This is a genomic window from Nonomuraea rhizosphaerae (assembly GCF_019396405.1).
GTDB lineage: Bacteria > Actinomycetota > Actinomycetes > Streptosporangiales > Streptosporangiaceae > Nonomuraea > Nonomuraea rhizosphaerae.
Genome location: NZ_JAHKRL010000079.1, coordinates 1 through 18,370 on the forward strand (window position 1 = coordinate 1; position 18,370 = coordinate 18,370).

Sequence of the window (18,370 nt, forward strand, 5' to 3'; positions counted from 1 at the left end):
GCGCCCCCCCCGGGGGCCGCCACGCCGCCCCCCGGCGCTGGTGTGGGGCCCCCTGACGTCCGTGCGGCGGCCTGCGGCGCCGCGCCCCCCGGCCCGGCTCCGGCGGACGCCGCCACAGCCCCCCGCCCGGCTCCGGTCCGTGGGGCCGCTGAACTCTGTCTGGCCCCCGGTCGCGAGCCCGCCGAGCTCGACCCGGCCCCGGAGCCGCGCTGAGCTCCGGGGCTCCCGGCTTCGCCCGGTGCGGCGCTGACGTCGCCGCAGCCGGGTGCGGCGGCGGTCAGCAGCAGTGCCAGCAAGATCCCTCGAACACGCATGTGCGGGAGCCTGCCACCCGTCGCGCCAACGGCCGGGACGCGACGGGTCAAGGGCGTGCCCGGATTGTCCCCGGACTGGGCTCCTACGCGGCGCGAGCCCGCTTACGCCGCTGGAAGGGCAGGAACCGGTCGGCCAGGTGCGGCCGGGACGGCGTCAGTGTCGGCTCCACCGCGAGGATCCGGTCGAACCGGAAGGCCCGGATGGCCCGCCGCATCCGGCAGATCCCGACGAGGTACCAGTATTCGCGGTGCACCAGGCACGTCACCGGCTCCACATCACGGGTCGTGACATGTCCGGAGGCGTCCTGGTAGTGCAGGCGGATCATCATCCGGCTGGTGATCGCGTCGGCGATGAGCCGCGCTCGTGACGCGATGTCGGCGGGCAGCGGCTCGGTGAGCGTCGTGAGCGTGGTGGCGATGACTTCGTCGTCGAGGTCCAGGTGCTCAAGAGCGAGTTGCAGGCCCCGCCTGGCGGTGACGGCCTGCGGCCCGGCTCCGAGGTGCGCCAGCGAGAGGGCCAGGGCGGCGATCTCAGCGGTGGACAGCGGGCGAGTGTGGAGGTTCACGCCTGTAGCCATACCCTCACAATAGAGATGACCACCGACATTTTTCGAAAGTCTGTACGCCTGGTAAGGCACATGTGTCCACGAAAGTGGCCCACTGTGCGCACGTCACGGCGGCCGGCCCCGCATCACCGGAGGAGCGTTTCCCTGGACGGGCGCCGGCCCCGTGCGGAGGGTGGGGCCGGCCCATGCTGGCCGTACAAACGATCTTAAAAGCGGATAGATGTCACGCGGCCGGGTCAGCCGCCGCAGCAGCCTCCGCCGCAGCAACCACCGCCACCCCCACCCCCACCACTGCCACTGCCACTGCCCGTCGCGCCGGTCGTCATGGCTACGGTGGAGAGGAGCTTGACCGTGTCGTCGTGCCCCTCAGGGCATGACGCCGGCTCGTTCGAGGCCGACATCGGGCGGGACACCTCGAACGTGGAGCCGCAGGCGCGGCAGCGGAAGTCGTAACGCGGCATGGCCCTAGATTACGTCAACGCCGGTCCACCAACACCGATCCGCCACCACTGGGTCCGCCAACACCGGCGCGTCAGTTCCGGCACATCAGCCCCGGTACGTCACCTGGGCGTAGTCGGAGACGGGCACGTACCCGATCGACTGGTAGACCTTGTTGCTGGTCGGGTTCGCCAGGTCGGTGAACAGCACCACCTGCTCGCACCGCTCCTCCAGCGCCACCCGGCTCGCGTGGGCCGTCACTGCCGCCCCGTACCCGCGCCTGCGGCAGGCAGGCGGCGTGTAGACGGGGCCGATCCGGCAGACGCCGCCCGCGGCGGGTGAGAGCGCGGCCAGCGACACCGGCGCCCCGTCGTCCTCCCACAGGAAGAGCTGCCGCCCCGCCAGCCGGTGCTCGACCTGCTCGGACGGGTCGCGTCCGAGGCCCAGCCCGACCTCGTCCCCGAACGCCAGGAACCAGGACACCAGCAGCGGGAAGTCGGCGGGGCCGGCCAGCCGCCCGCGCCCGGAGACCTCGGGCAGGGACAGGTCGCCGAGGCGGTAGAGGCGCTCGGCCATGACGCGCTCCGGCGGCCCCAGGTGCTCGGCGAGCGCGTCCGTCAGCTCCAGCGGCCCCTGCACCTCCGGCAGGTCCCCCTTCAGCACCTCGGCGAGCGGCGCGATGGTCTCGACGGCCATGCGGGCCAGCCCCACCGGGTGCGGCGGGGTGCGGAAGGCCGCGCCGCGCACCTCACCGTCGGCGCCGGTCCACCAGCCGAAGAAGGCCTCGTCGGCGGGCATGCCGCCGCGGACGTTCGCCAGCACGGTCAGCGGCACCGTGTTGCCCACGGGGTCGGTGAGCAGGAACGCCTCGGCGGCGGCCGCGTACTCCTCGACGTCGGCGGTGAAGGTCCACATGCCCGGCATCCTGCCAGGGCATGCGAACTCAGACAAAGGCTTTCCCGGAGGAAAAAATCGGGCCCGGATCGGGGAGATCCGGGCCCTGAGTCAGGCTGCCGCTTCCAGGTAGGGCGCCCATTGAGGATCACCGACGAGAGACGCGCCGATGAGCCGCCAGTGAGCGCCGCGTGGCACCGCGGGGGCGACGCGCAGCGTCCACCCCAGCTCCTCCAGGAACTTGTCGGCCTTCCTGTGGTTGCACGGCGTGCACGAGGCGACGCAGTTCTCCCAGGTGTGGGCGCCACCCCTGGACCGGGGGATGACGTGGTCGATGGTCTCCGCCTTCAGCCCGCAGTAGGCGCAGCGGTAGTCGTCGCGCCTCATGAGGGCAGCCCTGGTCAGAGGGATGCGGGACCGGTAGGGGATGCGGACGTATCGGCGAAGCCGGATCACCGAGGGGACGTCGAGCGTGCAGGTCGCGGAGCGCAGAACCGCGCCGCGGCCGTCACGGTGCACGATGTCGGCCTTCTCCCGCAGCACGAGCACGATGGCCCGGTGCAGCGAGAGGGTGGTGAGTGGCTCGTAGGTGGCGTTGAGCAGCAGGACTTGGCGCGTCATGGCGCTTCTCCCTGCTGCATGCGTATCAGAGGGGACATGCCACGGCATGTCCCGGCTGTCGGCCCCTCCTGGGGTACTGCTGCTTCCGTCACGTGGACCTCCGCCGGACGGCCCAGCGGATGGTCACCACGGCACCGTCCTGTCACCAAGTCTGGCGTTTACCGCGTGTTCCCCGCCACCCCATAACCCCCAGCCGGAATGACCAGAGAGACGCACGGTACGTTTTATGCCCACTTCACCAGGGCTTTACGCGTCCTCCTTGGCAGTAGGGTTCGGGCATGACGCGAGAGCCCTATCCCACCGCACGCCGCGAGGACCTCACCGAAATCCTGCACGACATTCCCGTGGCGGACCCCTACAGATGGCTGGAGGATCCCGACAGCCCCGAGACCCAGGGATGGCTGCTCGCACAGGCCGACCTGTTCAAGCGCAACGGCGAGCCGCAGCGGTTCAGGGACCGGATCGCCGAGCTGCTCAGGTCGGGCTCCGTGGGGGTGCCCACGTGGCGTGGCGAACGTCACTTCTTCAGCCGCCGCACGCCCGACCAGGAGCACGCCGTCTACTACGTCGTGGAGGGCGACGGCACGGAGCGGGCGCTGTTCGACCCGATGGCGCTCGACCCGTCGGGGCTGACCACGCTCGACGCCGTCCAGCCCGACAAGGAGGGGCGCCTGCTGGCCTACCAGATCTCGGTGGGCGGCAACGAGGAGTCGATCCTCTACATCATGGACGTCGCCACGGGCGCGCGCGTCGAGGGCCCGATCGACCGGTGCCGCTACTCCCCCATCGCGTGGCTGCCGGGCGGCGAGGCGTTCTACTACGTGCGGCGGCTGCCGAGCACGGAGGTGCCGGAGGACGAGGCGCAGTTCCACCGCCGCGTCTACCTGCACCGGGTCGGCACCTCCACCGAGGACGACGTGATGATCTTCGGCGAGGGCCTGAAGATGACCAACTACTACGGCGTCTCGGTCTCGCGCGACGGCCACTGGCTGCAGGTCTCCGCGCACGAGGGCACGGCTCCGCGCAACGACCTGTGGGTCGCCGACCTCACCGCCTCCACCCCCGACCGGCCCGACCTCCAGGTGGTGCAGGAGGGCGTGGACGCGCAGACGGGGCTGGTGTTCGGCCGCGACGGCAGGCTCTACGTGCACACCGACCGTGACGCGCCGCGCGCCCGGGTCTGCGTCACCGACCCGGCGACGCCCGGGTACGAGAGCTGGCGCGACCTGATCCCCGAGGACGCCGAGGCGGTGCTGTCCGACTTCGCGATCCTCGACGACCTGGAGCGCCCGGTCATGCTGGTGGGCTGGACCCGCCACGCGATCAGCGAGATCACCGTGCACGACCTGGCCACCGGCGAGCGGATCGGCGAGGTGCCGACGCCGGGGCTCGGCTCGATCGGCGGCATCGCCGAGCGTCCCGAGGGCGGCCACGAGGCGTGGTTCGGCTACACCGACAACACCACGCCGCCGACCATCCAGCGCTTCGACGCCAGAACCGGCGAGACGACGCTCTGGGCCGCCTCGCCGGGCGCGGTGGAGGTGCCACCGGTGCGCACCTCCCAGGTCGTGTACCGGTCGAAGGACGGGACGGACGTCCGCATGCTGATCATCTCGCCGGTCTCCGGCGAGGGGGCGCGGCCGACCATCCTGTACGGGTACGGCGGCTTCGGGCTGTCGATGACCCCCGGCTACTCGGCGACCGTCCTGTCCTGGGTGGAGGCGGGCGGCGTCTACGCCATCGCGAACCTGCGCGGCGGCGGCGAGGAGGGCGAGGAGTGGCACCGGGCCGGCATGCTCGCCAACAAGCAGAACGTCTTCGACGACTTCCACGCGGCCGCCGAGCACCTCATCGCCACCGGCGTGACGACCGCCGGGCAGCTCGCCATCTCGGGCGGCTCCAACGGCGGGCTGCTGGTGGGGGCGGCGCTGACGCAGCGGCCGGAGCTGTACTCGGCCGTGGCGTGCTCGGCGCCGCTGCTCGACATGATCCGGTACGAGAAGTTCGGGCTGGGCGCCACCTGGAACGTCGAGTACGGGTCGGCGGAGGACTCCGAGGGGTTCGGCTGGCTGGCGGGATACTCCCCCTATCACCACGTGCGCGAGGGGGTGGCGTACCCGGCGACGCTGTTCACGGTCTTCCAGTCGGACACGCGCGTGCACCCGCTGCACGCGTGGAAGATGTGCGCGGCGATGCAGCACGCGTCCACGGGTGACAGGCCGATCCTGCTGCGCAACGAGACCGAGGTGGGGCACGGCGCCCGGTCGATCAGCCGGACGGTCGAGCTGTCGGCCGACGTGCTGACGTTCTTGGCGCAGCACACCGGCCTATAGTCGGAAATATGGGGATGCTGGGGTTGGCCATGGTGGAGGCCGCCCCCAGCCCTGCCCTGCGGCCCTACGTGACGCGGCTGACCGCGTACAGCGAGCACTATGCCGCGCCGCTGACGCGCAGCGAGGCGGCGATGCCGGGGGCGGTGCTCGTCCTCGCGCTCGGCGGGCCGATGCGGGTCGGCGGGGCGCCGTTCACGTCGTTCACCGGCGGGCTGAGCGACGGGTTCACGGTGACGCGCACGCAGGGGCCCTGCGAGGGGGTGCAGGTGTTCCTGACGCCCTTCGGGGCGCGGCGGCTGTACGGGCTGCCGATGCGGGAGCTGACGAACCTGGTGGTCCCGGTCGAGGACCTGCTCGGCGGCTGGGCCCGCACCCTCGTCGAACAGCTCGCCGGCGTGCCCTCCTGGCCCGGACGCCTGGCCCTGGCCGACCGCCTGCTCGTGCGGCGCGTCCTGGCCGGGCCGCCGGTCGGGCCGGAGATCCCGTGGGCGTGGGCGCGGCTGCTGGCGTCGGGAGGCGGCGAGGGGCCGTCGTCGCTGGCGTCGCGACTCGGCTGGAGTCACCGCCACCTTGTCGCCCGCTTCCACGACCAGGTCGGCCTGACGCCCAAGACGGCCGGCCGGGTGATCCGCTTCTCCCGGGCCATGCGCCTGCTGCGCTCCGGGAGGCCGATCGCGCGGGTGGCGGCCGAGTGCGGATACTACGACCAGGCGCACATGAACCGGGAATTCCGGGCGCTCGGCGACACCACCCCGGGTCAGATTTGTCCAAGACCAGGGGCCGTCCTCGTCGCAGACTGACCGTTATGACACGAACCGTCTACGCCCTCGCCCGCTACCGCGACTGCGCCGCCGCCCTCGACTTCCTGGTCTCGGCGTTCGGGTTCCGGGTGCACGAGGCGTCCAAGAACGACCAGGGTGTGGTCAACCACGCCGAGCTGCTGGCCGGGGACGACATCATCATGATCGGGGAGGGCTCGCCGGGCGGGCCCGGCGTCTACGTCGCCGTGGACGACCCGGACGCGCACCTGTCGCGCGCGCGGGCGGCCGGGGCCTCGATCACCATGGAGCTGACGGACCAGCCCTACGGGTCGCGCGAGTACGCGTGCGCCGATCCGGAGGGGAACGTCTGGTTCTTCGGGACGTACCGGCCCTGACCCTTTTCGGTCGCGGGAGGGTGGCCCTGGCGGTGCCCGTCCGGGCCCGGCCTCCCTACGTCGCGCGTCACCCGGCAGCGTGGATCGTATGACCAGTGCGAAGAGCCCTGTCCGCGTACAGGTGTACGCCGATCTCGTCTGCCCGTGGTGCCGCCTCGGCAGCCACCGTTTCCACCGCGCCGTCGCGGCGTCCGGCGTCGGCGCCGAGCTTGTCCACCTGCCCTACCAGCTCGCCCCGGACGCCGCCGGGGAGCCGCGGCCGCTGCTGGAGGTGATGGGCGAGCTGTTCGGCCCGGAGCGGGCCGCCACGATGACCGCCGGCATGACCGAGCTGGGGGCGGGCGAGGGGGTGGAGTACCGGTTCGAGCGGGCGTTGGCGGCCGGCACGTTCACCGCGCACCGGCTCCTGTGGTTCACGCTGCGCGAACACGGCCCGTCGGCCCAGAGCGCGCTCGCCACCAGCCTGTACGACCTGCACTTCCGCGACGGCGGTGACCTCGGCGACCACGCGGCGCTCGCCGACGCGGCGGCCTCGGCCGGGGTGCGCGACGCCAAGGACTTCCTCGCCTCCGGGGAGGGCGTCACCGAGGTGCGCGACGCGCTCGCCGCGGGGCGGGCGGCCGGGGTCACCTCGGTGCCCACGTTCTTCGTGCCGGGCTCGGAACCGCTCAGGGGCGCGACCGAGGTCCCCGTCCTCGTGACCGCGCTGCGCCGGGCGGCGGACGTGGGATGAGACAACCACGGCGGGCGGCGGCAGCAGACGTGAGGTGAGACGCCGCGCTCTGCGGCCAGGAGGGCGCGCGGTCAGCGGGGGAAGATGACCGTCTTGTGGCCGTCGAGCAGAATCCGCTGCTCGGCGTGCCACTTCACCGCCCTGGCCAGCGCCACGCACTCCACGTCCCGCCCCATCGCCACCAGGTCCTGCGGCGAGTGGCTGTGGTTCACCCGGGCGACCTCCTGCTCGATGATCGGCCCCTCGTCCAGGTCGGACGTCACGTAGTGCGCCGTCGCGCCGATCAGCTTGACGCCCCGGTCGTGCGCCTGGTGGTAGGGCCGCGCCCCCTTGAACGACGGCAGGAACGAGTGGTGGATGTTGATGGCCCGCCCGGCGAGCTTCTCGCAGAGGTCCTCCGACAGCACCTGCATGTAGCGGGCCAGCACCACCAGGTCCACCTGGTAGTGCTCGACCAGGGCCAGCACCTCCGCCTCCTGCCGGGCCTTGGTCTCGGGCGTGACCGGCAGGTGGTGGTAGTCGATGCCGTACGACTGCGTCAGCGGCCGCAGGTCGGGATGGTTGGACGCGACGGCGACGATCTCGATGTCCAGGGCCTTGGCGCGTACCCGGTAGAGCAGGTCGTTCAGGCAGTGACCGAACTTGCTGACCATGATCAGCACTCGCGGCTTGACCGCCACGTCGCGCAGCTTGACCTCCATGCCGAACTCCGGCGCGAGGGCAGCGAATGCCGCGCGCACCTCGTCCTCCGGCAGTTGTGCCGCGAACTGGACGCGCATGAAGAACCGCTGCGCCGCCTGGTCCCCGAACTGCTGGCTCTCGGTGATGTTGCACCCGTGCCCGGCCAGCAGGCCGGAGACGGCGGCCACCACACCGGGCCGGTCGGGGCAGGACAGGGTCAGGATGTACTCGGCAGAGCTCATGACGTCACTCTCGCGGCAGAGATCAAGGACGGCTTCCGGCTGATCTCGGCAGAGTACCTCCCAGCGGCCGGATCCACGTTGTCGTTGCCGTCGTTGGTGCCAACTACACTGATCTGCCCGATCTCGGGTAGTAAATGGGCATAGCTGATCGGGCCGCCCCTCGTCGAGGCGCCGTGCCCGGGGGGATGGGGTGCCTGCTGTTGGAAGCTGCCGTGCTGATCGCGGTCGCGTGCCTGTTCGCGGTCGTGTCGGGGATGAACGACGGTGGCGCCCTGCTGGCGACCGGCCTCAAACTGCCCACGGTGCGCCCGGTGACCGGCATTCTCACCCTGGTCGTGCTGGTGGCGGTGGTGCCGCTGGCCACCCAGCAGGTCGCGCAGACGTTCGTGACGAGGCTGGCGACGTTCAGCGGGCCGGGGGCCAAGACCGCGATGACGATCGCGGTGATCGCCGCCCTTGTCGTGGTCATGACGCTGAGCGCGCAGGGCCGTCCGACCAGCCTCACGCTGGCCATCGTCGGCGGCCTCACCGGCGCCGGCCTGGGCTGGGGGCTGCCGGTGTCGGCCGGGTCGGTGGTGCTGGTGCTGGCCTTCGGACTCGCCGCTCCCCTCGTGGGCGGGCTGCTGGGCTGGTGGATGATCCGGCTGTTGCTGCTGATCACCGACAGCCACGGGCTGCCGAAGTGGCACTGGGCCGGGTTCATGCTGCAGACCGTCGCGTACGCGGCCAACGACGGGCAGAAGATGCTCGCCGTCTTCATGATCGCGCTCGGCTTCTCGGGGGCGCCGCTCGGTTACACGTCCCTGGTCGCGCTGCTGTTCGGGCTCGGCGCCGTGTACGGGCTGCCCAGGGCCGGCCGTACGCTCAGCCGGGAGATCATCGCCTCCCGTCCCCTCCACGGCGTGGTCGCCGAGCTGGCCTCCGGCACCGCCGTGATCGCCTGCGCGGCGCTGGGCATGCCGGTCAGCATGACCCAGGCCATCGCGGGCGGCCTGATCGGCGCGGGCGTGGCCCAGGGAAGCGGGCGGGTCCGCTGGTACGCCGCCGTCAAGATCGTGATCGCCTGGCTCCTGACGCTCCCGGCCAGCGCCCTGGTGGCCGGGCTGGCGGCGTACGTGGTGAAGGGGGTGGCGTGGTCGTGACCCGCCGCGCGCACGACGGAGAGCGGCTCGGTGGCGAGGCCGGTGTGAACGTGACGCGTCAGGACGGGACAAGGGGGTGGCGGCGGGGTGACGCGCCAGGCGCGCGGTGAAGGGCCGGTGTCGGCGAGACGTGCCGAGGACGTGGTGGAGAGGGTGGGTGTCGCGAGTGATCTGCGAGTTCGCCGAGGAAAGGGGTCCTGGCCCGATGTACCTGTCCAGCGCCGGAAGGCACGCCCTCCCCTTCGCGGGGTCCCTGAACGGGGCGCGGGCGTGAAGCGGTTGCGGCGGATCCGGGCGCTGCTGGCCGGCCGGATGGACAGCGCCCTCACCGAAGCCCTGCTCGGCCAGTTGGAGGCGACCAAGGAGGGCGCCTGGCTCGCGATGGCCATGATCGGCGGCGAGGTCGGCAGAACCGGGGCCCACGAGCAGATGCGCGTGATCGAACACCTCGGCGACGAGGAGCGCCGCAACCTCGTGGAGGAACTCAGATCAGCCCTGGTCACCCCCATCGACCGGGAGGACCTGTTCCGCCTGTCCCGCTCGATCGACGACGTGCTGGACTCGCTGCGCGACTTCGTCAGGGAGTCGCACCTGTACCGGGTGCCGGACCAGATCCGCTTCACGCCTCTCCTCGACCAGGTCATCGTCGGCATCGACGCCCTGGAGAACGCCGTGCGCGACCTCGCCTCCCGTCCCTCCGCCGTGGTCCACGACGCCCTGGAGGCCAAGAAGACGGGCAGTGCGATCAGGCGGATGTACCAGTACGAGATCTCCCGCATCTTCTCCGGCGAGCTGACGGCGGACGCGATGAAGGAACGCGAGCTGGTGCGCCGCCTGGAGATCGTCGGCATCGCGATCAGCGAGGCCGCCGACGCCATCGCCGACGGCGCCATGAAACGCTGACCTGGCCAGAAGCTGCTGAAGCTGCTGCTCCAGGGCGTTACAGCCCCAGAGCGGTGGTCAGGGATTCGAGCTGGGTGAGGGCGTCGGCCAGGTCGGGGCCGCCGGCCGAGAGCGGCTGGAGCGCGACGTGGTCCGCCCCGGCGTCGAGGTGGGCGCGGACTCGCTTGGCGACCGTCTCCGGGCTGCCCCAGGCCACGATGGCGTCGGCCAGGCGGTCGGAGCCGCCGTCCGCGAAGTCCTCGTCGGTGAAGCCCAGGGTGCGCAGGTTGTTGACGTAGTTGGGCAGGCGCAGGTAGAGGGACATGTGGGTGCGGGCGGTCGCGCGGGCGGTGGCCGGGTCGGACTCGACGACGACGGCCTGCTCGGGGATCAGCAGGCGGTCGGGGCCGAGGATGGCGCGGGCCTGGACGGTGTGCTCCGGCGGGACGAAGTAGGGGTGAGCGCCGTCCGCCTGGTCCCTGGACAGCTCCAGCATCTTGGGCCTGAGCGCGGCGAGCAGCCGTGGCGGCTTGGTGTACGGGAAGTCGCCCGCGACGGAGTCCATCTTCTCGAGGTAGGCGCGGGTGGCGGTCAGCGGCTTGGTGTAGTCGTGGCCCCGCCGGCCCACGACGGGGCCGTGGCTGACGCCGATGCCGAGCAGGAAGCGGTCAGGGTAGGCGTCGGACAGGGTGACGCCGGACGCCGCCATGGAGATGGCGTCACGGGCCCAGAGGTTGGCGATGCCGGTGCCGAGGGCGATGCGGCTGGTCTCGGCCAGGAGCACCGCCGCCATGGCGAACGGGTCCTTGGTGCTGGCCGACTCGGGCATCCACAGTGAGCCGTAGCCCAGCTCCTCCATCCGCCTGGCCGCCTGCCGCGCCGTCTCCGCCGGAACCTTGTTGATCAGGGGGTGCCACACTCCGACATGGCCGGTGTCCATGACGACTCCTCGCGGATAGGATGTTCGATCGAGATGGAACACTACAGTAATGTTCGACCACAGTCGAACAGGGCGCGCAACCTCACCCACATGTCCCCGATCGAGGTCTCGCTGCAGGCCGCCCTCGACGCGCTGGGCGACCCCGTGCGCCGCCGCATCGTGCGTGAGCTGGCCGTGGTGCCCGACTGGACCCGGCCGTGCGGGACGTTCAACGACCTGCCGGTGGCCAAGTCGACGCTCAGCCACCACTTCGCGGTCCTGCGCAACGTCGGGCTGCTGGAGCAGCGCGACGAGGGTACGCGGCGGCTCAACCGGCTCAGGCGGGCCGAGTTCGACGCCCGGTTCCCCGGGTTGCTGACCTTGGTGCTCGCCGAGGACGAAGGGTGAGCGCCGTCAAGTCCGAAAGCGATGTCCGAAAGGCCGGCAGTCAGGGACGGTGGTCACTCGCCACTCACTTCCGCGGGGGCCTGATCGCCGTGCCCGCTGACGGGTTTGGGGCGGGCCCGTTGGACATAAGCGATGTAGGCGGACAAATGGGGGCTAGATGAGCGGCGATCGTACCGGCGGACAAATGCACGTGCAGACGAGCGACGGAACTTCCGGCGTGCACGTGCACTCGGAGCGCGATGGCGACAGCGGCACCGGCGGCACCTCCGTGCACGGCGGCCCGGCACAGGACCACCCGACGCGAAGCGAGCCGGCGCAGGGCAGCAGTGACCGGCCGGCGGCGCGGGTCGTCTGTGTGGATGCCGGCGGCCGGGTGTTGCTGCTCCAATGGCATGATCACGTCAGCGGCGAAGCGGTGTGGGAGCCGCCCGGCGGTGGGATCGACCCCGGTGAGACGCCCCTGGAGGCGGCCGCGCGGGAGCTGGCGGAGGAGACCGGCCTGCCGGGGGCGGCGGTGCGCGATCGGTGGGTGGCCGTCGAACGGGACTTCACCTGGCTGGGCGTCCGGTACGTGAAGAGCGAGCGGTTCTACCTGGCCCGGTTCGACGGGAGGGCGCCCGAGGTGGATCCCGGCGAGCTCACGGAGGAGGAGGCGCGGGCGTACCTCGGCCACGCGTGGTCGTCCGTCGGCGAGCTGCCGCGCAACGTCGAGCCGCCCGAGCTGGCCGCGGTGGTCGCCGAGCTGACGAAGCAGGGGTGACAGGCGAGGCGGGTCACAGCTGCACCGAGAGGCCGCCCATGGCCACCGCCAGGTCGCCGGTGTACGACTTGGCGGCCGCGGCCAGCGCCGGCTCGTGCGGGGTGTCCGGCCACAGGTGGGTGAGCAGCAACCGGCCCGCACCGGCCTGGGCCGCCGTGCGTCCGGCGTCCAGGGCGCTCGACAGGTAGGGCGCGTCCTCGTCGGGCACCCGTTCGGGATAGGTCGCCTCGGCGAGCAGCAGGTCGGCGTCCCGGGCCAGGTCGACGAGCTGGGGCGCGGGGCCGGTGTCACCCGTGTACGCCACGACGCGCCCGCCGCCCGTCAGCCGCAGCCCGGCGTTCGGGACGTGGTGCGGCAGCGACCAGGTGTCCAGGCGGAAGGGCCCCACCTCGTACGGTCTGCCGAACTCCAGCTCGTGCAACTCGAAGCTGCTTGCCAGCATGCGTGGTTTGTCCAGGGCGAGCACGGCCGTGAGCGCGCCGGGAGGGGCGTGGACGGGCAGCGCGGACGGCGGGGAGTCGCCGAGGGCGCGGGCCCGGAGCAGGGGGTTCAGGTCGGCGCAGTGGTCCGGGTGGCCGTGCGTGACCAGCACCGCGTCGATCTCCTCGGCGGCCGTCGACCGGAGCAGCCTGGGCAGGGTGGCGTAGCCGGGGTCGACGAGAACCCGGAAACCCTCGCACTCCACCAGATAACCGCTGCACGCCTGCCCCGCCGCGGGCCACGCCCCGCACCCGCCGAGCACCGTCACCTTCACCGTCACCCGACCAGCCCTCCAAGCCTCACCATCGACTACCTGAGCCTCTCGCCCGGCCGCCCGGACTTCCCGCCGACCCCGGCCGCCTAAGGCTGCCGGTCGTGGCCCAGCTCGCTCAGCGTGGCCCGCATCAGGCCGCGCAGCAGCTCACCCGCCACCCTCTCATGCTCCCCCTCGACCGACAGACCGTCGGCGATCCGGCTCACGTAGGTCTCGCGGTCGTGCGCGCCGGTGTAGGGCTGCGCCGTCATCCCCACCACGACCGTGGCGCGGGTGCCGCCTCTGGGGAGCACGGCGACGGCGTGGGTGCGCAGGCACGTCTCGTCCGGAGCGCCGTACCAGCCGCACTTGACCCCGGCCTCCGGCGAGCGCAGCGCCTCCCGCGCGCCGAACGTCTGGTCGCCCTTCACGGTGCGCATCCAGTCGAGGATCGTGCCCGCGACCGGGTCGCCGGCGACGGCGGCCTGGGCGAGCGCGGCGTAGGCGGTGGCGACCTCCTCGGCCGACACCTCGACCGACCCGAACCTGGACGGATCGCCGTTGGGCAGCGCCCACACGACGCCCGTACGCTGGTAGATGCCGTCGAGGATGACCCGGGGGCCGACGGCGAGCCAGAGGTTGAGGGTGTCGAGGTTGGAGGAGACGACGACGGCGGGCTCGGCGTGACGCCGCCACCGCTCGGCGTCGGGGATGTGCGCGGCCGTCACCCAGGCGTACAGCGGCTTGAGCAGCGAGGCGCACCGTAGCCTGGCCAGCCCGCAGCGCACGCTCACCGCCCGCGCGGGCGGCCCGCCGTAGCCACGCCTGATGCCGGCCGCCTGGGCGCTGGCTCCTTGGTGGAGGCCGCGCAACAGTTCGTCGAATGCCACGACACCCACCGTAGTCCTAGGAGGTGGTGCCCCATCGGCCTTCGTACCAGTCCGTGGACGGCGGGTCACCGGGCAGCGGGGTGGCGCCGGGCGCGCGCAGGCCGTCGAGGGCGATGGCGAGCAGGCGCTCCCTGACGTGGTGGTCCGTCCCGGTGGGCGGGCGCGGGGCGGGCCGGCTGAACTGTTCCACGAGCAGCGACACGTCCAGCGTGCTCACGTCGGCCCTGAGCACGCCCGCCTCGTGCGCTCTGGCGACGAGGCGGCCGGCCAGCTCCATCGCGTGCCGGGTGGCGCTCAGCATCTCGTCCGTCACCTCGATGGTGCCCGCGACGGGGGCGAGCGCGCCCGATCGCGCGGCGACGCACCGGCGCACGTACACCGCCAGCCCCTCCCAGGGGTCGCTCTCGGCCAGCCCGTCCTCGGCCGCCTCGACGACCCGCCGCACGGCGATGACGCACAGTCGCTGGAGCAGCTCCTCCTTGGTCCGGTACCGCCTGTACAGGCTGCCCATGCCCACGCCCGCCCGCTTGGCGATGGCCGAGACCGGCGCGTCGAAGCCCTGCGTGGTGAACACCTCGTGGGCCGCCTCCAGCAGCCGGATGTCGTTCCTGGCCGCCTCGGCCTGCCGTCCTCGCCCGGCCACCCGGCCCCCTCTCGTGGTCCGGTGACAGTATATTTATCGGAGCGATTCACTCCGATTAGCGAGGTGCGAGTCATGCGCGCGGTGGTGCTGAGGGCGTACGGCGGTCCGGACGAGCTGGTCGCCGAGGAGGTGCCGGATCCGGCGCCCGGCCCCGGTCAGGTGCTGGTCGAGGTGGCGGTGGCGGGCATCACGTTCGTGGAGACGCAGGTACGGGCCGGACGGGGGCCGCGCCGGCCGGAGCTGCCCGCGATCCTGGGCAACGGGGTGGCGGGAACCGTCCTGGCCGTCGGCGAGGGCGTCGACGGCTCGCTGACCGGCGGCCAGGTGGTGAGCTCGCTGGGCGGTCTGGGCGGATACGCGGAGCTGGCCGTGGCGAACGCCGCCGACCTGATCCCGCTGCCCGCCCACCGCACCGCCGAGGAGGCGGTGGCGCTGCTGGCCGACGGCCGTACCGCCGTCGGGCTGACGCGGGCCGCGGCGCCCGAGCGCGGTGAATGGGTGCTGGTCGAGGCGGCCGGCGGCGGGGTGGGCGGGCTGCTGGTCCAGCTCGCCGTACGCGCGGGGGCGCGCGTGGTGGGGGCGGCCGGCAGCGCGAACAAGCGGCTGGCCGCCGAACGGCTCGGGGCCGAGGTCACCGTCGACTACACCGCCAATGGATGGGCGGATGAGGTACGGCGGGCGACCGGCGGGCTGGACGTGGTGTTCGACGGCGTCGGCGGGGAGATCGGGGCGAGCGCGCAAGGGCTGTTGCGCGATGGAGGGCGCTTGAGCGTGTACGGGATGGCGGGCGGGCCGATGACGACTCCCGGGGAGGGCGTGACGGCGGTGGCGTTCCCGCAGGTGGATCTGCGCGAGCTGGCCCGGGAGGCGATCGACGGGCCACTGCGCCCGACGATCGGCCTCCGGCTGCCGCTGGAGCGGGCCGCCCGCGCCCACGCCGCGATCGAGTCCCGCACGGTGACGGGCAAGACGCTGCTGCTGCCCCGCTGACCCGTCCGTCCGGCGGGGCTCAGCCGGGCAGGGCGGCCTCGAAGCGGGCGCGCAGCTCCGACAGCCGCTCCACCGGCTCGGCGCTGAACACCAGCCGCACGTGCCGCCCCGCCACCGCCTCCCCCCAGGCGGTCATCGGCGTGGCCGCGACGCGCCCCTTCTCCAGCAGCCGGGAGGACAGCTCCGCCGCCGTCAGCCCCACGGCCGCCGCGTCGAACAGGCACGACCAGCCGCCACCGGCCCGCACCACCGGCAGCCCCGCCAGCTGGGCGATGACGGTCTCGTGACGGGCCTGGTACTCGGCCACCGCCTCCGGCACCCCCGCCCCGCCCGGGTCCGACAGGGCGGCCGCCGCGCCGAGCTGCGCGTACCCGCCGGCCACGGTCGTGTTGTAGATCGCCGCCACCCTGATCCGGGCCATGATGTCGGCGGGCCCGGCGACCCAGCCGATGCGCCAGCCGATCATGCGGTACTCCTTCGACACGGACCCGATGGTGATCGTCCGCTCGGCCAGCCCGTCCACCTGGCACGGGTTGACCCGCGGCTGCCCGTCGAACACGATCCGCTCCATGGCGGCGTCGTGGATCAGGTACGCCCCGGTCCGCGCGCAGGTCTCGGCGACCGCCTGCCAGTCCTCCCGGGAGAACACCACGCCCGACGGCATGGACGGGCTCATCAGCAGCATCGCCGCCGCCGTGCGCACCTGGGCGAGCGCGTCCCGGTCGAGCCGCCAGTGACCGCCGTCCACGGTCAGCGGGACGAGGTGGGGCCGGGCGCCGGCCAGCCGTACGCGCTGGAGCAGGCCCGCGTACGTGGGGTCGGTGAGCACGACCGGGTCACCGGGCTCGGTGGTGGCCAGCAGCGTGGGCAGGACGGCGGAGGTGCCGCCCGAGGTGATGACCACCTGGCTGAGGGGGTCGTGTTCCAGGCCGGTACGCCGGCGCAGCTCCCCCGCCACCGCCTCGCACAGCGACGGCAGGCCGGTGAGCGGCAGCCAGCTGTTTCCGGCGCCCTCGGCGAGCGCGCGGGTGGTGGCCTCCACGGCGACGGGCGGGGGTGGGACGTCGGTGTCGAGGTTCTCCAGCCGCAGGACGTCGGGGTCGCTGCCGGTCGCCGCCGCGACCTCGTCGAGGCCGATGGGCTGGACGTGGGCGAATCTGGAGTTGGGCCGCATCACGCACCTCCGTGGGCGGGTCCGGGCCGCCCGTCGCAAGGGGTTCCGTATACGGAACGGTCCCTCCGAAGGGCCGTCACGTCAAGCCCGCCGCCACCACAGCACCGCGAGACCGCCGGCCGCCAGCACCGGTACGGCGGCCAGGGCGGCCACCCGCCGCCCCCGCGCCACCTCCCCGTCCGTCACGACCGCCGCCACCGCCCCGGCCAGCGCGAACGCCCCGCCCGCCGTCACCACATGCGCGAACCGCGACGGCCACGACGGCAGCGCCTCCTCCACCACGCCCAGCACCAGCAGCACGGCGGCCGACACCAGGGCGACCCGCACCCCGGGCCGGACCCGGGCCAGCTCCAGCGCCACGACGGCCAGGCCGAACATCACCGCCGTGATCGCCACCACGCTTCCCAGCGCGGCGGGCAGGCAGTTCCACTCCTCGCAGCCGACGGAGGCCCAGCCGACGCGGGCCGTCGCCCACCACAGCACGCCCAGCGCTCCGCAGACCGCGCCGGCTCTGGCTGTCCGATGCATGCCCCCATCCTGGCCGACCGCCGCCCCTCCCCGGCCCACCGCCATTCGCTCCTCACCCGCCGCCCGCAGCCCGGAGCCCGCCACCCGCAGCCCGCCACCCGCAGCCCTTCGCCGGAGGGAAGGACCCCCTACGGGCCGGTGGCGCGCAGGCGGGCCGCCTCCGCCTCGTCGGCCGCCGCCTCGCTGTCGCGCCCGAGCGCCCGCAGCACGACCGCCCGGTTCTGGTACAGATCCGGCAGGCGAGGTTCCAGCGTGATGGCCCGCGACAGGTCGGACACCGCCCCCGTCCAGTCCCCCGACTCGTAGCGCAGGACCCCGCGGTTGCCCCAGGCCGAGGCGAGGTCGGGGGCCGCGCTGATCGCCAGGTCCAGCGCCCGGTGGGCGTCGCTGAGCCGTCCCGCCGCGGTCTCGAGCTGGCCCAGGATAGCCAGCAGGTACGGGTTGCCGGGCGACTGGACGAGCCCGACCGTCACGTCCGCCCTCGACTCCTCGTCCCGGTCGAGCATGGCCAGCAGTCCGGCCCGGTTGATGTAGGCGTCGAGGTAGCCGGGGTCCAGCTCGATGACCCGGCTGAGGTCCTCCAGCGCCCCGTCGAGGTCGCCGCGGGCGATGCGCAGCTCGGCCCGGTTGTAGTGCGCCTCGGGCAGCGGCGGGCCGGCCCGCATGGCGCGCTCGTAGTCGGCCAGCGCCTCGGCGTACCGGCCGAGCCGGTAGTGGACGTTGCCGCGGTCGAGGTAGTAGTCGGGGAACAGCGGGTCGATCGCGATGGCCACCGCGTACTCGTCCAGCGACTCCTTGGCCCGCCGGAGCGTGGCCAGGAGCTGGGCGCGGTTGGCCAGCAGCACCATGCGGTGCACGGGGTGGCGTTCGCCCAGCTCACGGGCCAGCTCCAGGGCCGACTCGACCAGTGAGAGCGCCGTCTCGGGGCGGCCCTCGCGCAGCTCGATCAGCGCCAGCCCGTTGAGGTCGAAGCCGAGCTTGAAGGCCCGTTCGGCGGGGTCGGGCAGCAGGCCGGAGATGGCGATCGCCTGGTTGACCCAGCCTCTGGCCCGGCCCAGGTCGCGCTGGGCGGCGTCGGGGTGGCGGGCGTCGAGCATGGCGGTGCCGTACGCGCTGGCCGAGTGCACGGCGGGGTCCTGGCTGGAGCGGCGCGCGGCCTCCCACAGCACGCGGGCCTCGAGTGTCTGGCCGAGCGCGCCGAGCGCGGTCGCGGTGCGCTGGAGGAACAGCCACCAGCGTTCGCTGCCCTGCTCGGTGCGCGAGAGGCCGAGCTGGCCCAGCTCGGCCAGCGAGTGCAGGAAGCCCTCCCGGGTGCAGCGGGCG

Annotated in this window: 21 protein-coding genes; 9 read left to right on the top strand and 12 right to left on the bottom strand. The window is 72.9% G+C overall.

Features of this window, described 5'->3' with window-relative positions:
* Nucleotides 1-397: 397 nt before the first annotated feature.
* The 4 genes from KME77_RS03665 to KME77_RS03680 all read right to left on the bottom strand — a co-directional run bounded on the left by KME77_RS03665 (nt 398) and on the right by KME77_RS03680 (nt 2,833).
* On the bottom strand, nt 398-880 hold the full coding sequence (locus KME77_RS03665) for a WYL domain-containing protein (protein WP_308250532.1): 483 nt from the start codon (nt 878-880) through the stop codon (nt 398-400).
* A 236-nt stretch (nt 881-1,116) separates the two neighbouring features.
* Nucleotides 1,117-1,341, bottom strand: a complete 225-nt coding sequence (locus KME77_RS03670) for an FmdB family zinc ribbon protein (protein WP_219461922.1) — start codon at nt 1,339-1,341, stop codon at nt 1,117-1,119.
* Nucleotides 1,342-1,426: 85 nt separating this feature from the next.
* Entirely contained in the window at nt 1,427-2,233 is an 807-nt protein-coding gene (locus tag KME77_RS03675) for a GNAT family N-acetyltransferase (RefSeq protein WP_219461923.1), read from the bottom strand.
* A gap of 90 nt (nt 2,234-2,323) precedes the next feature.
* Nucleotides 2,324-2,833: an HNH endonuclease gene (locus KME77_RS03680; protein ID WP_219461924.1), complete on the bottom strand. Its 510-nt coding sequence runs from the start codon at nt 2,831-2,833 to the stop codon at nt 2,324-2,326.
* Between the two features lie 278 nt (nt 2,834-3,111).
* On the opposite strand from KME77_RS03680, the gene KME77_RS03685 reads away from it, so the two are divergent.
* From KME77_RS03685 to KME77_RS03700, 4 genes are all read left to right on the top strand, one after another.
* Nucleotides 3,112-5,166 (top strand): prolyl oligopeptidase family serine peptidase, encoded by a 2,055-nt coding sequence (locus KME77_RS03685; RefSeq protein WP_219461926.1) that lies wholly within the window; start codon nt 3,112-3,114, stop codon nt 5,164-5,166.
* Between the two features lie 8 nt (nt 5,167-5,174).
* Entirely contained in the window at nt 5,175-5,966 is a 792-nt protein-coding gene (locus KME77_RS03690; RefSeq protein WP_219461927.1) for a helix-turn-helix domain-containing protein, read from the top strand.
* Nucleotides 5,967-5,971: 5 nt separating this feature from the next.
* Nucleotides 5,972-6,322 carry a VOC family protein gene (locus KME77_RS03695; protein WP_219461929.1) on the top strand — a complete coding sequence of 117 codons (351 nt, stop codon included), beginning with the start codon at nt 5,972-5,974 and terminating at the stop codon, nt 6,320-6,322.
* 88 nt (nt 6,323-6,410) lie between these two features.
* Complete coding sequence (locus KME77_RS03700; RefSeq protein ID WP_219461931.1) at nt 6,411-7,055, top strand: DsbA family oxidoreductase; 645 nt, start codon at nt 6,411-6,413, stop codon at nt 7,053-7,055.
* Between the two features lie 71 nt (nt 7,056-7,126).
* Here the strand turns inward: KME77_RS03700 and purU are convergent, their stop codons facing one another.
* Nucleotides 7,127-7,978 (bottom strand): formyltetrahydrofolate deformylase, encoded by an 852-nt coding sequence (gene purU / locus KME77_RS03705; RefSeq protein ID WP_219461933.1) that lies wholly within the window; start codon nt 7,976-7,978, stop codon nt 7,127-7,129.
* A 200-nt stretch (nt 7,979-8,178) separates the two neighbouring features.
* On the opposite strand from purU, the gene KME77_RS03710 reads away from it, so the two are divergent.
* Together KME77_RS03710 and KME77_RS03715 are read left to right on the top strand one after the other, a co-directional pair.
* The gene (locus KME77_RS03710; RefSeq protein ID WP_219461935.1) at nt 8,179-9,120 is read left to right on the top strand and encodes an inorganic phosphate transporter; all 942 of its coding nucleotides are present in this window, start codon (nt 8,179-8,181) and stop codon (nt 9,118-9,120) included.
* Nucleotides 9,121-9,390: 270 nt separating this feature from the next.
* Nucleotides 9,391-10,023 (top strand): DUF47 domain-containing protein, encoded by a 633-nt coding sequence (locus tag KME77_RS03715; RefSeq protein ID WP_219461936.1) that lies wholly within the window; start codon nt 9,391-9,393, stop codon nt 10,021-10,023.
* A gap of 37 nt (nt 10,024-10,060) precedes the next feature.
* On the opposite strand, the gene KME77_RS03720 is transcribed toward KME77_RS03715, so the two are convergent.
* Nucleotides 10,061-10,942 (bottom strand): LLM class F420-dependent oxidoreductase, encoded by an 882-nt coding sequence (locus KME77_RS03720; protein ID WP_219461937.1) that lies wholly within the window; start codon nt 10,940-10,942, stop codon nt 10,061-10,063.
* Nucleotides 10,943-11,032: 90 nt separating this feature from the next.
* Between KME77_RS03720 and KME77_RS03725 the strand changes: the two genes are divergently transcribed.
* Together KME77_RS03725 and KME77_RS03730 are read left to right on the top strand one after the other, a co-directional pair.
* Nucleotides 11,033-11,329, top strand: a complete 297-nt coding sequence (locus KME77_RS03725; protein ID WP_246609124.1) for an ArsR/SmtB family transcription factor — start codon at nt 11,033-11,035, stop codon at nt 11,327-11,329.
* 184 nt (nt 11,330-11,513) lie between these two features.
* Nucleotides 11,514-12,089, top strand: a complete 576-nt coding sequence (locus KME77_RS03730) for an NUDIX domain-containing protein (protein ID WP_219461939.1) — start codon at nt 11,514-11,516, stop codon at nt 12,087-12,089.
* A 13-nt stretch (nt 12,090-12,102) separates the two neighbouring features.
* On the opposite strand, the gene KME77_RS03735 is transcribed toward KME77_RS03730, so the two are convergent.
* From KME77_RS03735 to KME77_RS03745, 3 genes are all read right to left on the bottom strand, one after another.
* The gene (locus tag KME77_RS03735; RefSeq protein ID WP_308250533.1) at nt 12,103-12,849 is read right to left on the bottom strand and encodes an MBL fold metallo-hydrolase; all 747 of its coding nucleotides are present in this window, start codon (nt 12,847-12,849) and stop codon (nt 12,103-12,105) included.
* An 80-nt stretch (nt 12,850-12,929) separates the two neighbouring features.
* The gene (locus KME77_RS03740) at nt 12,930-13,712 is read right to left on the bottom strand and encodes a hypothetical protein (RefSeq protein WP_219461940.1); all 783 of its coding nucleotides are present in this window, start codon (nt 13,710-13,712) and stop codon (nt 12,930-12,932) included.
* Nucleotides 13,713-13,728: 16 nt separating this feature from the next.
* Nucleotides 13,729-14,355, bottom strand: coding sequence for a TetR/AcrR family transcriptional regulator (locus KME77_RS03745; RefSeq protein ID WP_219461941.1), 627 nt, complete (start codon nt 14,353-14,355; stop codon nt 13,729-13,731).
* Between the two features lie 72 nt (nt 14,356-14,427).
* Between KME77_RS03745 and KME77_RS03750 the strand changes: the two genes are divergently transcribed.
* Entirely contained in the window at nt 14,428-15,345 is a 918-nt protein-coding gene (locus KME77_RS03750) for a zinc-binding dehydrogenase (RefSeq protein WP_219461942.1), read from the top strand.
* A 19-nt stretch (nt 15,346-15,364) separates the two neighbouring features.
* On the opposite strand, the gene KME77_RS03755 is transcribed toward KME77_RS03750, so the two are convergent.
* The 3 genes from KME77_RS03755 to KME77_RS03765 form a co-directional block, all read right to left on the bottom strand.
* Nucleotides 15,365-16,519: a pyridoxal phosphate-dependent aminotransferase gene (locus KME77_RS03755; RefSeq protein ID WP_219461944.1), complete on the bottom strand. Its 1,155-nt coding sequence runs from the start codon at nt 16,517-16,519 to the stop codon at nt 15,365-15,367.
* 81 nt (nt 16,520-16,600) lie between these two features.
* Nucleotides 16,601-17,047, bottom strand: a complete 447-nt coding sequence (locus tag KME77_RS03760) for a hypothetical protein (RefSeq protein WP_219461947.1) — start codon at nt 17,045-17,047, stop codon at nt 16,601-16,603.
* Nucleotides 17,048-17,175: 128 nt separating this feature from the next.
* Nucleotides 17,176-18,370, bottom strand: a 1,195-nt coding sequence (locus tag KME77_RS03765; RefSeq protein WP_219461949.1) for a tetratricopeptide repeat protein, incomplete at its 5' end; no start/stop codon positions are given.

Excerpts from the sequence above, each read along its gene's own strand:
- KME77_RS03670 (WP_219461922.1), bottom strand. The coding sequence starts at position 1,341 with ATGCCGCGTTACGACTTCCGCTGCCGCGCCTGCGGCTCCACGTTCGAG.
- KME77_RS03675 (WP_219461923.1), bottom strand. The coding sequence starts at position 2,233 with ATGTGGACCTTCACCGCCGACGTCGAGGAGTACGCGGCCGCCGCCGAG.
- KME77_RS03680 (WP_219461924.1), bottom strand. The coding sequence starts at position 2,833 with ATGACGCGCCAAGTCCTGCTGCTCAACGCCACCTACGAGCCACTCACC.
- KME77_RS03685 (WP_219461926.1), top strand. The coding sequence starts at position 3,112 with ATGACGCGAGAGCCCTATCCCACCGCACGCCGCGAGGACCTCACCGAA.
- KME77_RS03690 (WP_219461927.1), top strand. The coding sequence starts at position 5,175 with ATGGGGATGCTGGGGTTGGCCATGGTGGAGGCCGCCCCCAGCCCTGCC.
- KME77_RS03695 (WP_219461929.1), top strand. The coding sequence starts at position 5,972 with ATGACACGAACCGTCTACGCCCTCGCCCGCTACCGCGACTGCGCCGCC.
- KME77_RS03700 (WP_219461931.1), top strand. The coding sequence starts at position 6,411 with ATGACCAGTGCGAAGAGCCCTGTCCGCGTACAGGTGTACGCCGATCTC.
- purU (WP_219461933.1), bottom strand. The coding sequence starts at position 7,978 with ATGAGCTCTGCCGAGTACATCCTGACCCTGTCCTGCCCCGACCGGCCC.
- KME77_RS03720 (WP_219461937.1), bottom strand. The coding sequence starts at position 10,942 with ATGGACACCGGCCATGTCGGAGTGTGGCACCCCCTGATCAACAAGGTT.
- KME77_RS03725 (WP_246609124.1), top strand. The coding sequence starts at position 11,033 with ATGTCCCCGATCGAGGTCTCGCTGCAGGCCGCCCTCGACGCGCTGGGC.
- KME77_RS03730 (WP_219461939.1), top strand. The coding sequence starts at position 11,514 with ATGCACGTGCAGACGAGCGACGGAACTTCCGGCGTGCACGTGCACTCG.
- KME77_RS03750 (WP_219461942.1), top strand. The coding sequence starts at position 14,428 with ATGCGCGCGGTGGTGCTGAGGGCGTACGGCGGTCCGGACGAGCTGGTC.
- KME77_RS03755 (WP_219461944.1), bottom strand. The coding sequence starts at position 16,519 with ATGCGGCCCAACTCCAGATTCGCCCACGTCCAGCCCATCGGCCTCGAC.
- KME77_RS03760 (WP_219461947.1), bottom strand. The coding sequence starts at position 17,047 with ATGCATCGGACAGCCAGAGCCGGCGCGGTCTGCGGAGCGCTGGGCGTG.